14 protein-coding genes are annotated in these 12,463 nt (G+C 35.8%); 13 read left to right on the top strand and 1 reads right to left on the bottom strand.

The annotated features are described in order from the left end of the window. Positions 1-116 precede the first annotated feature (116 nt). Positions 117-419: a phosphoribosylpyrophosphate synthetase gene (locus MQE36_RS09865; RefSeq protein WP_242935814.1), complete on the top strand. Its 303-nt coding sequence runs from the start codon at positions 117-119 to the stop codon at positions 417-419. A gap of 14 nt (positions 420-433) precedes the next feature. On the opposite strand, the gene MQE36_RS09870 is transcribed toward MQE36_RS09865, so the two are convergent. Further along, positions 434-787 carry a winged helix-turn-helix transcriptional regulator gene (locus tag MQE36_RS09870; protein ID WP_242935815.1) on the bottom strand — a complete coding sequence of 118 codons (354 nt, stop codon included), beginning with the start codon at positions 785-787 and terminating at the stop codon, positions 434-436. Between the two features lie 288 nt (positions 788-1,075). Here MQE36_RS09870 and MQE36_RS09875 point away from each other — a divergent pair, with 288 nt between their 5' ends. From MQE36_RS09875 to chrA, 12 genes are all read left to right on the top strand, one after another. Then, complete coding sequence (locus MQE36_RS09875; RefSeq protein WP_242938836.1) at positions 1,076-1,891, top strand: DNA alkylation repair protein; 816 nt, start codon at positions 1,076-1,078, stop codon at positions 1,889-1,891. A 256-nt stretch (positions 1,892-2,147) separates the two neighbouring features. Beyond that, positions 2,148-3,008, top strand: a complete 861-nt coding sequence (locus tag MQE36_RS09880; protein ID WP_242935816.1) for a TraB/GumN family protein — start codon at positions 2,148-2,150, stop codon at positions 3,006-3,008. A gap of 11 nt (positions 3,009-3,019) precedes the next feature. Beyond that, positions 3,020-3,523 carry an RNA polymerase sigma factor gene (locus MQE36_RS09885; RefSeq protein ID WP_242935817.1) on the top strand — a complete coding sequence of 168 codons (504 nt, stop codon included), beginning with the start codon at positions 3,020-3,022 and terminating at the stop codon, positions 3,521-3,523. Then, the gene (locus tag MQE36_RS09890) at positions 3,513-4,136 is read left to right on the top strand and encodes a hypothetical protein (protein ID WP_242935818.1); all 624 of its coding nucleotides are present in this window, start codon (positions 3,513-3,515) and stop codon (positions 4,134-4,136) included. Before MQE36_RS09885 ends, MQE36_RS09890 begins: the two co-directional genes overlap by 11 nt. Positions 4,137-4,619: 483 nt before the next feature. Further along, positions 4,620-4,967, top strand: coding sequence for a hypothetical protein (locus tag MQE36_RS09895; protein ID WP_242935819.1), 348 nt, complete (start codon positions 4,620-4,622; stop codon positions 4,965-4,967). 38 nt (positions 4,968-5,005) lie between these two features. After that, positions 5,006-7,399: a leucine-rich repeat domain-containing protein gene (locus MQE36_RS09900; protein ID WP_242935820.1), complete on the top strand. Its 2,394-nt coding sequence runs from the start codon at positions 5,006-5,008 to the stop codon at positions 7,397-7,399. A gap of 138 nt (positions 7,400-7,537) precedes the next feature. After that, the gene (locus MQE36_RS09905; RefSeq protein WP_242935821.1) at positions 7,538-7,783 is read left to right on the top strand and encodes a hypothetical protein; all 246 of its coding nucleotides are present in this window, start codon (positions 7,538-7,540) and stop codon (positions 7,781-7,783) included. A gap of 359 nt (positions 7,784-8,142) precedes the next feature. Continuing rightward, positions 8,143-8,580 (top strand): MarR family winged helix-turn-helix transcriptional regulator, encoded by a 438-nt coding sequence (locus MQE36_RS09910; RefSeq protein ID WP_242935822.1) that lies wholly within the window; start codon positions 8,143-8,145, stop codon positions 8,578-8,580. A gap of 1 nt (position 8,581) precedes the next feature. Next, positions 8,582-10,009, top strand: a complete 1,428-nt coding sequence (locus MQE36_RS09915) for a serine hydrolase (protein ID WP_242935823.1) — start codon at positions 8,582-8,584, stop codon at positions 10,007-10,009. Between the two features lie 224 nt (positions 10,010-10,233). Continuing rightward, a complete protein-coding gene (locus tag MQE36_RS09920; RefSeq protein WP_242935824.1) occupies positions 10,234-10,521 on the top strand; it encodes a hypothetical protein in 288 nt (95 codons plus the stop codon). Between the two features lie 442 nt (positions 10,522-10,963). Further along, positions 10,964-11,239 carry a hypothetical protein gene (locus MQE36_RS09925; protein WP_242935825.1) on the top strand — a complete coding sequence of 92 codons (276 nt, stop codon included), beginning with the start codon at positions 10,964-10,966 and terminating at the stop codon, positions 11,237-11,239. Positions 11,240-11,318: 79 nt separating this feature from the next. Then, on the top strand, positions 11,319-12,449 hold the full coding sequence (gene chrA, locus MQE36_RS09930) for a chromate efflux transporter (RefSeq protein ID WP_242935826.1): 1,131 nt from the start codon (positions 11,319-11,321) through the stop codon (positions 12,447-12,449). Positions 12,450-12,463 lie beyond the last annotated feature (14 nt).

Genomic DNA, 12,463 nt, shown 5'->3' on the forward strand with positions numbered 1-12,463 from the left:
ATTTAAATGAATCTACAAAATATAAAAATCTCATGAAATTTCAACATAATTGTTTAAACGAATAAATTTTGATGCTATATCATTAAGTTGTAAATTAATGTGAAAAACAGGAAGTTATGGAAAGGTCGTATGAAACATTGTCTGAAGCTATAAATTCGTTAAAGTTAGATGGTTATGTGGAAGATTTTAATCTTTGCGATGCAGGGGTTGAGAATAAGCATAAAAAAACCATTCACAATTCAGATGAATTAATCGTGATTACCTATTACCGGTTTGAGGGAACAACAAATCCGGACGACAGTTCTGTTCTTTATGTTATAGAAACGACTTCGGGAGAAAAGGGACTATTGGTCGATGCTTATGGTATGTATTCGGGGAATGTATCGCAAGAGCTTATGGATAAACTAAAAATGCGGTAGTAATTTTTGTTTCTTTATTTTATGATATTAAAAGTATCGTCCTTTTCAACCAGCAATTTTCCCCAGTTATTGAGTTTCCATAAAATATCAACAAGTTTTCGGCCTAAGTCTGTCAATTGGTATTCAACTCTTGGAGGAATTTCGTTATAGGATTTTTTGGTTAAGAGTCCGTCGGAAACCATTTCAGAAAGTTGCTGATTGAGTACTCTTCGGTCTACATTTTTAATGCCTCTCAAAAATTCACTTGGTCGTTTTTTTCCTTCATTGATTTGCCAAACAATGGCAATTTTCCATTTTCCACTGATGGTATTTACTGCTTTTTCTAAAGGACAGACTTTTTCTTCTATTGCTATGGCCTTTGTGCTCATAATATTGACTTTTTTATCCCCTACTGATAAAATTATGCGGTATTGATTGCCTTGTATCAAGATTGTAAATTTGAAGGAGAATTAAATGCCAAATTTAAAAATTTATTAAAGACAGATTCTAATGTGAGGGTTTAAAAGTCGTACTAAAACAGGCTTTTATTGAAGTGTGAAAATGTCGGATATAACTTTATTAATAATCAATCAGAATATCTTAGAAAGGGAGCGTCAAAAGAAATTGGTTTTGACTGCCCCGGAAAATTATTGGATTAAAAGATTAGTGTAACTATGATGAACGAGCAGATTAACAACAGAAAAGGAGCGAGGAAAGTACAGGATATTCCTAAAGAAGTTTTGGATTTACTTAACAACGGAAACATTGAGACCGTTAATTTAACAGAATGGTTAGCGGTAAATCATATCGAACTTATTAAAGCTAATTTTGTCGATATCGGTATTCCAGGTGATGGAATTCAGAAGGTACTGGATGAAGTTCGGAAACAGAAGAAGCCATCGGTAATGAACACGATAAAAGTTGTTGGTGAATCGATTTATCGACACTTAAATGGAAGGGCGGAATTTTTAGCTGTTTTTGAAAAACTTAAAGCACATAAGTCGGATTCAATCCGCTGTTATGCACCTTATTTGGTTTCGTTAAACGACGAATCAGATATAGAAGAGAAACTAAATGAAGTAAAGGATTTGATAGCTGACAGGCATTTTGGAGTGAGGGAAGTTGTATGGATGGCCTTGCGACCCGAAATAGCTAAAGATTTAGAAAAATCAATACGGATATTAACGGAATGGACAACCCATGAGCACGAATATATCAGAAGGTTTACAACAGAGTCGACCCGACCACGAGGGGTTTGGTGTAGACATATTGACAAACTAAAGGAAAATCCGGAAGTTGCTTTGCCTATTCTTGAAAATTTAAAATCCGATTCATCCAAATACGTTCAAGACAGTGTTGGAAACTGGTTAAACGATGCCAGCAAGTCACGCCCCGATTTCGTTATAGAACTCTGCGACAGGTGGAAAAAAGAGTCACCCGTTAAAGAAACCGAAAAGATCATCAAAAAAGCAAGAAGAACCATTGATAAATAAAACAAGTCGATTGGTTAAAAGAGATGAGTGTTCGGTAGTTTGATTTTAAGTGAAGCCAGATGCCTTTGGCCGGCTGAAATCTTTTTTGATCATCGTATACGAAGTTGTATTTTTTATATGTTGCCCGATAATCGCTATCCGGAACCACACTCAGGGTGAACCATTAGTTTGTCTTATAGCGAAACCTATCTTCATTTTTTTGTAACAAATGTTTACGGCGCATACTTACTTGGTGTAATGACTAAAACTTTAAAAAATGAAGAATATTAAAAAAATGATTACTGTATGTGTTTTATGTGTTTCTTTTGTTATCTCTGCACAGGAAAAAGGGGATGTGGAAAATTCCGTTCTTTGGAAAATAGAACATCCTGATCTCAAACAGTCTTCTTATTTGTTTGGTACTTTGCATATGATTTGTGAAGATGAATTCTCTATCCCTGAAAAGGTGTTGAACAGTTTGAACAATGTTGACGAATTGGTGTTAGAGGTGAATCTTTCCGACTCCGAAGAAATGATAGCTTTGCAAAAAGAAATGATTAAGGGGAACAAAATTTCAGAAGATTTGACAGCAAAACAATTCTCTGATCTGGATGCTTTTATTCAGAAGGTCATGGGGCTTCCATTACAAAATTTTGATGCTTATGGTATTTCGACGCTTTACAGTATGATGACGAGTAAAATGCTGTCGTGTACCAATATCAAGTTTATGGAGATTGAGTTGGCACAAATAGCTGCAAAAAAGAATGTTAAGGTTGTTGCTTTGGAGAAAGTCTCAGAACAGTTCGGTTATATTAAAATGGCATATCCGCCTTTAGAATGTTACCGGCTTATATTTCTATTTGAAGAATACAAAGAAGATTTTAATAAGGCTGTTCGGCTCTATAAGCAAGAAGATATTACCGAAACTACTCGTTTAATAAGTCAGGATAAATATATGAATGCCCATTCAAGGCGATATCTGCTAGAAAACCGGAATATTAATTGGGTCGAAAAAATGGCGGTAATGATGAAAGAGAAAAGTAATCTTTTTGCCGTAGGCGCAGCACATTTGACAAGTAAGGATGGTTTAATTCAACTTTTAAAGGAAAAAGGGTACATCGTAACCCCTGTTCTATAAACTAATAACCTGTGAAAATAACGGAAAAAGAATTTTTAGATAAGATAAACGAGCATAAGGGGATTCTTTATAAAGTAACAAGGATGTATTGTGATGAACCTGAAGATCGGGAAGATCTATCTCAGGAGATTACCCTGCAACTCTGGAAATCGATAGATACCTTTAAAGGAAATAGTCAATTTTCTTCCTGGATGTATCGTGTGGCATTGAACACTGCCATCGTCTTTTTCAAAAAAGACAAAAAGAGAAAGAATACGACGGCTGATATAAAGATAGACCCTGTAGCTCATAAAGACTATGATCGTGATAAAGATAAGCAACTCGACTGTTTTTATAAAGCGATAAAGGAGTTGAACAAATTAGACAAAGCACTCATATTACTCTACATTGACGGGTATTCAGGAAAGGAGATTGCCGAAAACCTGGGGATTACTGAAGTTAACGCAAGAGTAAAAATTAATAGGGCAAAAAAACAATTAAAACGAATTATAAAAGCACAAGGCTATGAATTTTGAAGATATTAAACAAAAGATGGATATGCAGAACATGGATGACCTGGTGATTCCCAATCGTATCAAAGCATTGAAAAAAACACAACTTCCTATTCAAAAAATAAGGAAGAATATAAAAAGCGAGCTTATTACCCAGGTATCAATTATTTTATTCTTATTTGCTATACCTCATTTCATCGAAATAAATCCGGTGGCTAAAGGGATGTATTTCATCCTTGTATTTATTACCTCAATGATCACTACTACTTATTTGATTAGGATGAACGATTTTATGAAGCAAACCTCCAAATTGTCTTTAAGTACAAAGGAAGTTTTGCTTAAAACCGTGTTTGAATTGAGGTTGACACTAGAAGTGTACAAAACGGCCATTATATCAGGAAGTTTATTGCTTCCTGTCATTGCTTTTTTATTGATAAAAGGAAGAAAGAGCGTTGATGAGTCTGCTTTTTTAGCGATTATAACATTCGATATTCCTTTTGAAAAGATCGTCCTTTACATCATCGGTTATGTGCTCATCGCAGTGCTGATCTTCATTATTACCGGGTGGTGGTCTGATGCTTTGTACGGAACATATGCAAAAGACCTTAAAAACACCCTGGAAAAGATGGAAGACTAAAAAAACACTTACCAATGACCAAATTTATAGAAAGCAGTTATTTATATGGCCCTGTGAGGGATGCTGTATAAGCAACCATATAAATCTGACAAAATGCTCCTGTCTCCACAAGTTAGCTTGTGGAGTTTTGGTCAATCGAAGCTTTTCGGTTTTGCTTCTTTAGACCTGTATTGTTGTTTTAATACATTCTCCTGTTGTTTTATCCGGATTCAGAACAATTTGGGACTTTAATTCCATTAAGCAGGTAAGGTGTTGAAATTGACGATAGAATAACAGATAAAGTTGATACTAACACTAAATGGCTCCATTTTTCAGATTGTATGAATAATGGGGATCCCTCACAGTTGTTTAAAAACCTACTCTCTTTATGTATTGTATTAACTGAAAACGGGGAATGAAAAATGGCGGAAAACAGGGGTTTATTATCTTCTGATGTTATCTAATTTTGTTATCTATACCTAAATGTTATTAAAAAAAAGCAATATGATTTTTTTACCCCAAAGTATTAACAATACGGTACAAGACCTAATGGTCGATGCTTTTGAAACACTTAAAAATCCTAATAATTCGGAATTGAAAATTAGCGAGCTATTGGCTACAAAGCCTATTTTAGAGCAGGTTTTTAACTTGGTGAAAACAACAGGTTTTTATGAAGTAGAAGATAACCTTAACCTCATAAAAGCTTTAACAATAGATTTAGAGAACGATAATGCTGAGGATGCTTTATACCATACCTGGGCGACTATGGTAAACAATATGAATACAGTGCAAAGTCAAGAAAAATTTAATGCTAAGTTTGCTTTGTTTGTACCTGTTGTTCTAAAAAAATGATGTTAATTTCTAAATCTGAATCGTAAATCTCTACTTCCATGACGCTTGATATTCACAATATTGAAATTGAATTTAACCGTTTAAAACTCCAAAAACAATATACTTCTGATGATTTATATGCCTTATTTATTATTGGGAAAATCAGCAGAGATAAAACCATAATTTCTGAAGTAACCGAATTGTTACAGCAGTTTGGTACCGAAGCTATAAACCAAGCTTTTAAAACCAGAAATAAGCTACCTCAACAAGATGGGGATAGAAATAAAATATTAAGTTCCTTAATCTCCTACGCTATTAAAGATGCTTATTTTCCTGTAGGAGAAGCTTACAAATTATTTGATTTTATCGAAATCCGTTTAGATGACGAGGAAATTCTAAAAAAGCTGAATAAAAACCTTTCGGTTATTACCCAGTTTAATAGTATAACGCACATACATATTTATGAGGGTTTTACCAATGGTATTCCTGCTGAAATTGGAGAAATAACATCACTAACAAACCTTGAAATAGAGGGTGGTTACACGCGTTTACCAGATACCATCGGGAATTTAGCAGGGTTAGAAGAACTAGAAATTGATTGTGAGGGATTACAAGAAATTCCAAAGAGTATTATCAAGTTGTCAGCTCTGAAAGAGCTGGATATTATGGTAGCTTCGAAAACGGAAGAACCCATAAAAATGCCTTTTAATTTATCAGCACTTAAGCAATTAGAGCGTTTAACTTTCTATAAAATAAATGTTGAAAACCTTACGAAACTTCAACTGCCAGAGTCATTAAAGAAAATAGGTTTTTATCGTTTACCTAAGCTCAGGGCATTACCGCAATCTGTTGCTAAGTTAAAAAACCTTGAGAGACTCGAGGTTTATAATTGTCCGCTTTTAGAAACCATTCCAGATGAAATAAGTGAGCTTGAACAATTAACCTATATCAGACTTCAGGCAGTTCCGCTTATAAAGCAAATAAAAGACACGATTATATTTGCTCCAAGTATAACTTCCTTAACTTTAGATGATACTATAGAAATAACAACAACACAAACCTATTTTAAAAATACCGAGTTAAGTATTAGAGATACACGCATGTTAAGTTACGTGTTAACCCATGCTAAATATTTTTCCAACCTTAGGCGTTTAAGTTTAGGCAATTTTAGTGATTTTGACACCGTAAAAGTAGGATTAGAACACCTTACAAATCTAGAAGAAATATCGGCGAGTTCGCTTCATAACAGTGATGTTTTATGGAAAAAACTAGCAGCTTGTAAGCATTTAAAAAAATTAAGTTTTAACTATGTAGATTTAGAAGGGATTCCTAATTTAAGTACGCTTCAAAACCTTAAAACTGTTAGTATAGGACGAAGTAATAATTTTGTTTTAGATACAGACCATTTACCTAAAGATTTAGAAAAATTAGATCTGTCATTTATAAAAGGGATACAAGCAGGTGAAAACAGTATAAATTCCGCTTCGATAAAATTAGAAGGACTAACATTAGAAGATCCTAAAGCTCTATACCGAAAAATAATAACTCCTTATCTATTCTTTTACCCAAAATTAGAAGAAGATTATACTCCTGAAGATTTAATACCTTATTTACAAAAACCAGAAGTTTTAAAAACGTTATACACTTCTTGTCCTATAGGTTCTTTTGAATCAATATTTAAATACTGTACCCAATTAGAACGTTTATCGATAGACAATAAAACTGAAGACAAGACAGAATTACAAAGCCATCCTACTACGCAGCTTAAGATATTAAGACTAACAAATTACAAGGGAAGTAACCTAAAAGAGATAGTAACCAATACACCAAACTTAGAATTACTTTTTATTAATGATTATTATTCTCTAGATACTTTCCCTGAGGTGGATTTGCCTAAGCTAGAAAATTTATTTTTGGTGAGTACGTCATTTGAGGGGCTTCAAAATTTAAAAGCAGCAAAACTCGACCGACTCCATATATTTATGTGTTATGAATTTACACCAGAAGCTTATGCGGCTATACAACAATTTACATCATTAAAAAAGTTAAGTTTTTCAGGATCAGACAACATAACTACTATTCCAAAAGAAATTACGACCCTACATCTTACAGAGTTTTTGATGGAGCATGATGTAGATGAGTTTCCTGATTACATAAAAAGTATGACTACTTTGGAAACGCTCTCGCTTGGTGCTAATGCTTTTGAAAACTTGCCTTTATGGATTGCAGATTTGCCTAATCTAACCCGTTTATGCATTAATCATTGCAGATTTGAAAATCCTGTTTCAGACTATTTTAAAAAACTAAAATTAGTTGAGTTAAAGTATTACACCAATAAGTTCTCAGGTTATAATATGCCTTATGATAATTACAGAAATTTGATAACTCCAAATTATACCAAGCAAGTAGCAGAGTTCAGCAATAATTTTAATGTATATGCAAAAGATTCTTAGTTAAAAAATCTGTCTGAATACCAAGTATTAAATGATATCTTAAAAGAAAATGAAAAGACCCAATACAGTACCCAAAGAAGCAATATGGAATGAAGATGACTATGAGTGGGAATTAGGAGAAAGAAATAAAGCTGGTGAATGAAAGTGGAGGGAAGCTTCGAAAGGTTCTACATGCTTTTTTTTAATGACAACGGAAATCTAATAAGTGCTAAAAGGTTTCATCCTAACGGTGAGGTTTCTCCAGAGGTTTCTTATGATGAAGAAAGGAATGAATTATCTACTTATTATGCATCAGTGGGAGATATGATGGAGTATTTCCATGAAAACAGCTTTAAAAACGCTTGGAAAGTAGAAAGAATAGTTGAAAGCTCTCCTAGCTTATGATTTTTATAATAAAGCAGGAAGACCGCTATCTATACAAGGAGATAGTGTTTCTGAATTAGAAAAATTGAAAACGAAACTGTCAAACAAGCCATTAAATGTTTAAACAAGGTAATTACTCTTCTAAAAGAGAGCAAAGATCTCGATGAAAAAATTATAGAAGAGTCAGATATTCTTCATAAACCACACTATACACAAACAGTTTCTGAAAAATTTTCGGGCGTAGTTGCCTTTGGAGTTTCAATCCAACGAAATACTTAAGATGTTTTATAATAACCGAGGTTAAAATATCCTAATAATTAGCGTATTTTATTTGATATATCAAATATTTGCAATAAGTTTGTTTGATATATCAAATAAGAATGAAATTTAATACACCTACGTCAACGATACTCTACTCAATCGAAGAGTCGATTAAGGCCTACAGAAAATTATGTGCTAAAAATATATCAGAAGTAATTCCGGATATAACGGTCGATCAGGCTCTGATACTGGTAATCTTAAGTGAAAATGGAGGTTATACGCAAATGGAAATCGCCGATATGGTTTTTAAGGATTATGCTTCCATTACTCGCATATTAAAATTAATGGAGGATAAGGACTATTTAAAAAAGGAGGTAAATGTACATGACAGAAGACGATCGTTAATGACTTTAACAGCGAGAGGAAAAAAAGCGATCACTTTATTACATCCGATCATAAAGCTCAACAGAAGTACCGCATTAAAAGGATTTACAGAAGTAGAGCTTGTTCAATTGTTCGACTTGCTAAAAAGGATAACCAAAAACTGTACTCTTTAAAATGAAAAAAGTAATTTATTTATGGTCTACCGTATTTATTTTCTCCTGCACAGGAAGTACTACGATTTCTCATCAAGATAATAAAGTAATTGAAATCAGTAATTACCTGGACTCGCTGGATGGTTTTAGCGGAGCTGTGTTAATAGCCAGGAATGACAGTGTTCTGTTTAAAAAAGCTTATGGATATGCTCATTTGGGGCATAAGGTTAAAAATAATACAGCCACCAAATTTTCATATGCATCAATTGGTAAATCGTTTACGGCCGTGGCCGTTTTTCAATTGATCCAGGAAGGGAAATTATCATTAAGCGATCCCATGGGAAAGTTTCTTCCCGATTATCCTAACCAGGCTGCCGGAGATTCGATCACGATCAAACAGCTGTTAATGCATAGAAGCGGGTTGCCTAATTATTTCCAATCGGAAAAATTTATAAATACTTCAAAGGAGCAATACAGGGATATGAAAAGCCTGGCTTCATTATATGAAGAAGAGCCTCTGGAATTTAAACCTGATGAAGATTTTGCTTACCGGAATACAAACTATATCGTACTGGGCAGAATTATAGAAGCTGTTTCGCAAATGCCATATGAGGAGTTTGTTCGTAAAAACATTTTTGCTGTGGCTAAAATGGAAAACACCGGTAACCCGGACTCTGATCACCCCGTTGAAAATGCAGCCGAGAGCTATATGCTGTCGGAGATATATCCGAATCAGCTTCAAAAGACATTTTTTATGAGTGCAGTAAAGGGAGGGCCTGCGGGCGGTGGACGTTCGACCCTGGATGACCTGTATAAATTTGCCACTGCGTTTAAAAATGGCAGGTTGCTGAATGCTACTTATACCGATATGATGAAAACAGCCCCCGTAAACGGGTGGTATGGCTACGGAATGCAATTTGCAGGGGCTAAAGGTTCAGGTATTTATGGGCATAGCGGCGGGCATTTTGGCGTGGGTGCTGAATGGCGCATTTTTGATAAACAAGGCTATACGGTAATTCTGTTAACCAATAAAGACCTGGACCAGGGCTTTTTTGATGCCCGCTTTTTTATTGAAAAAGTTATTGCGGGAGCTACGCCAAAGCTGGATAGTTACTTCTTTACGAAGAAGGTCATACATGCTTATATGGAGAAAGGTGCTGAGAATGCGGAAAAGATGATCGTAGGAGCTAAAAACGAATTGTCAGAAATAAATATGAATGCCAAGGGGTATGAGATGATCAAGAGAGGGTTTTATGAGAAAGCAATCGGTCTGTTTCAACTCGAGGTTCTTGCATTTCCCGAATCTTACGATGCGTATGACTCATTGGGAGAAGCTTATATGATGAATGGTGATACCGAGAAAGCAATAAAAAATTACGAAAAAAGTCTGGCTTTGAATCCTGAAAATGACAATGCCAAAGAAAAATTAGAAATGTTGGAGGGAAAATAAAAACTTTATATAACTCAAGATGCCTGTTTAAACTTTATAACCAATACTTTATGTTGGTTTTTAGGGATGTTCCGAAGCGTTCTGAAGGAACGGTCGGGGAGGGTACACCTTTATTGTATACGAATCATTAGGTTAAAATGCTGAAAAAGTGTATCTTGGTGAGAAAATTATTGTAGCATGCTGTTGTAACACTTACAAGCGTAGTAATCTAACTATCTAGAAAAATGAGTTTCGGAGCCGGACATATACAGGATATGATTAATCGGATAAGGCAAAACCGGGCACAACGACCGTCTGCCAAAGCCAAATTTAAGGAACACAACAGGGAGGTGATCTATTCCGATGTTCATACGACACAACTTCGGTTTAAAAATGTTTCATTAGAAGAACTTACCAAAATCAAAAAACAGATACAAGTCCGTGCGAGACAGGAGAGAAGGACCGAGTCTATTATTTATATTACAGTAACCGGAGTTTTAGCGATAGCATTTTTCTTCTTTTTAGGAATCTGATAAGGCACAATTTTTGACCGAAAGTTGTAAACCTTTCCTATGAAAACATTTCTGAGGTTATTTCCTCGATCATCGAGATTTAATGCTCCGACGCTTGTCCTTGTGAAATGTTCCTGAAGGAATTTCATTGGGTCTGCATCGAAATGTTTTGCCATGCGCCAGCTGGTTCCATCGCAAAAAAGGGCTACCAGGCCTTTTCTTTACGCTTGGCCCTCTCGTGGGCTTGCTCCGAGGTAGTTTACTTTTCTTATTGTTTCATCTTGCATGCCTTAGCTTTGCACCTAAAATTGATTCTTACAAAGTGGTTAAGGCCAATAAGATAAAGAGAAAGATCAGTCAGAACCATGTTCTGGTTTTTGAAGGTTTAAAGAAATCTGATGAATTCTGTCACTATATAAACATAATATACAGGAAAAACGATTTGTAGGTTGACCAAAATTTGGTGTTCCGAATAGATGGCAGGCAATATTATATGTCGTTTTACGAATGTGAACGAAGCACGAATACAATCAATTTATTACCTATGGCCATTGATGGTGTTTTGGAGTCTAAAGAGATGGGACCGCTGTTAGAAGATAGTTATACGTCGCGGTACGGAAAGTGGTACATCCTGATAGAAGTTCACGATGAAGAATTTAACGATTGCCTTTCGCCACGATACGAATACAGGGATCAGGTGGAAGGTTTCCTGAACGATCTGTACGATCCAGAACTATAATGAGTTGTTATTAAAACAATAATTTTACCGCCGTCAGGAACAAAACATATATCTTTATCTGGCCATAGAAGCTTGTATAATGAAGCATGAGAATAAACTAGTTGAGGTAGCCGGTGTTTTTTTTAAACTCGGGTGTGTTGCCTTTGGAGGTCCTGCCGCACATATCGCTATGATGGAAGAGGAGATCGTGAATAAACGCAGGTGGATAGACCGGCAACATTTTCTAGATCTTGTGGGGGCTACGAATTTAATTCCGGGTCCGAATTCAACAGAAATGACTATGCACTGCGGCCATGAACGAGCAGGTATTCCGGGTTTGTTTGTAGCAGGACTGTGCTTTATATGTCCGGCGGTAGTTATAACAGGAGTGTTTGCGTGGTTATACGGTGCGTATGGGGAACTGCCTGAAGTAGCACCTCTTGTATTCGGTATAAAACCTGCTGTACTGACGATTATAGCTGCGGCTATTTTAAAACTGGGTAAGAAAGCGTTGAAGAATTGGGAGTTGGGGTTGTTAGGTACGTTGGTACTTCTGGTCAGTTTGCTTGGGGTCAATGAAATTGCAGCATTGTTGGCTGGTGGTATGCTGGGGACTTTCTATTTTTATATCAAAAGCAAACGTGCAGTAAGTTTAAACTCGGTTTTTCCGTTTTTGTTCATGCAGGTGCCCGCAGCTGCTGTTTCAGGAATTACCGGTTTAAAGGTTTTTTGGGTTTTTCTGAAAGTCGGTGCTGTATTGTACGGCAGTGGCTATGTATTATTTGCTTATCTTGATGCGGAGCTGGTTGTCAGCGGGTGGTTAAGCCGTCAGGAGCTTATAGATGCGGTGGCAGTGGGGCAGTTTACTCCCGGACCGGTTTTATCGACAGCAACGTTTATCGGTTATCAGCTGGCAGGAATATGGGGAGCTGTTGCGGCTACTTTAGGAATCTTTCTCCCTTCTTTTTTGTTTGTGCTTATACTGAATCCGCTAGTGCCGAAAATGAGAAAGTCAAAATCCTTAGGTTATTTTCTCGATTGTGTGAATATAGCAGCAGTGGCAGTAATGGTAGCGGTACTTTTTAAAATGGGTGCGGAAACCTTAACAAATTGGCGCGGTGTTGTGATAGCAATAATCAGTTTTGCATTCACTTTTGGAGTGAAGAAAATCAATGCCATGTGGACCGTAACTGGCGGAGCCTTGTTAGGGTATGTTCTTTATATGTTTTAACTGCAATTAAACTG

It is taken from the genome of Zhouia spongiae (assembly GCF_022760175.1).
Lineage (GTDB): Bacteria > Bacteroidota > Bacteroidia > Flavobacteriales > Flavobacteriaceae > Zhouia > Zhouia spongiae.

Excerpts from the sequence above, each read along its gene's own strand:
- MQE36_RS09865 (WP_242935814.1), top strand. The coding sequence starts at position 117 with ATGGAAAGGTCGTATGAAACATTGTCTGAAGCTATAAATTCGTTAAAG.
- MQE36_RS09870 (WP_242935815.1), bottom strand. The coding sequence starts at position 787 with ATGAGCACAAAGGCCATAGCAATAGAAGAAAAAGTCTGTCCTTTAGAA.
- MQE36_RS09875 (WP_242938836.1), top strand. The coding sequence starts at position 1,076 with ATGAACGAGCAGATTAACAACAGAAAAGGAGCGAGGAAAGTACAGGAT.
- MQE36_RS09880 (WP_242935816.1), top strand. The coding sequence starts at position 2,148 with ATGAAGAATATTAAAAAAATGATTACTGTATGTGTTTTATGTGTTTCT.
- MQE36_RS09890 (WP_242935818.1), top strand. The coding sequence starts at position 3,513 with ATGAATTTTGAAGATATTAAACAAAAGATGGATATGCAGAACATGGAT.
- MQE36_RS09895 (WP_242935819.1), top strand. The coding sequence starts at position 4,620 with ATGATTTTTTTACCCCAAAGTATTAACAATACGGTACAAGACCTAATG.
- MQE36_RS09900 (WP_242935820.1), top strand. The coding sequence starts at position 5,006 with ATGACGCTTGATATTCACAATATTGAAATTGAATTTAACCGTTTAAAA.
- MQE36_RS09905 (WP_242935821.1), top strand. The coding sequence starts at position 7,538 with ATGAAAGTGGAGGGAAGCTTCGAAAGGTTCTACATGCTTTTTTTTAAT.
- MQE36_RS09910 (WP_242935822.1), top strand. The coding sequence starts at position 8,143 with ATGAAATTTAATACACCTACGTCAACGATACTCTACTCAATCGAAGAG.
- MQE36_RS09915 (WP_242935823.1), top strand. The coding sequence starts at position 8,582 with ATGAAAAAAGTAATTTATTTATGGTCTACCGTATTTATTTTCTCCTGC.
- MQE36_RS09920 (WP_242935824.1), top strand. The coding sequence starts at position 10,234 with ATGAGTTTCGGAGCCGGACATATACAGGATATGATTAATCGGATAAGG.
- chrA (WP_242935826.1), top strand. The coding sequence starts at position 11,319 with ATGAAGCATGAGAATAAACTAGTTGAGGTAGCCGGTGTTTTTTTTAAA.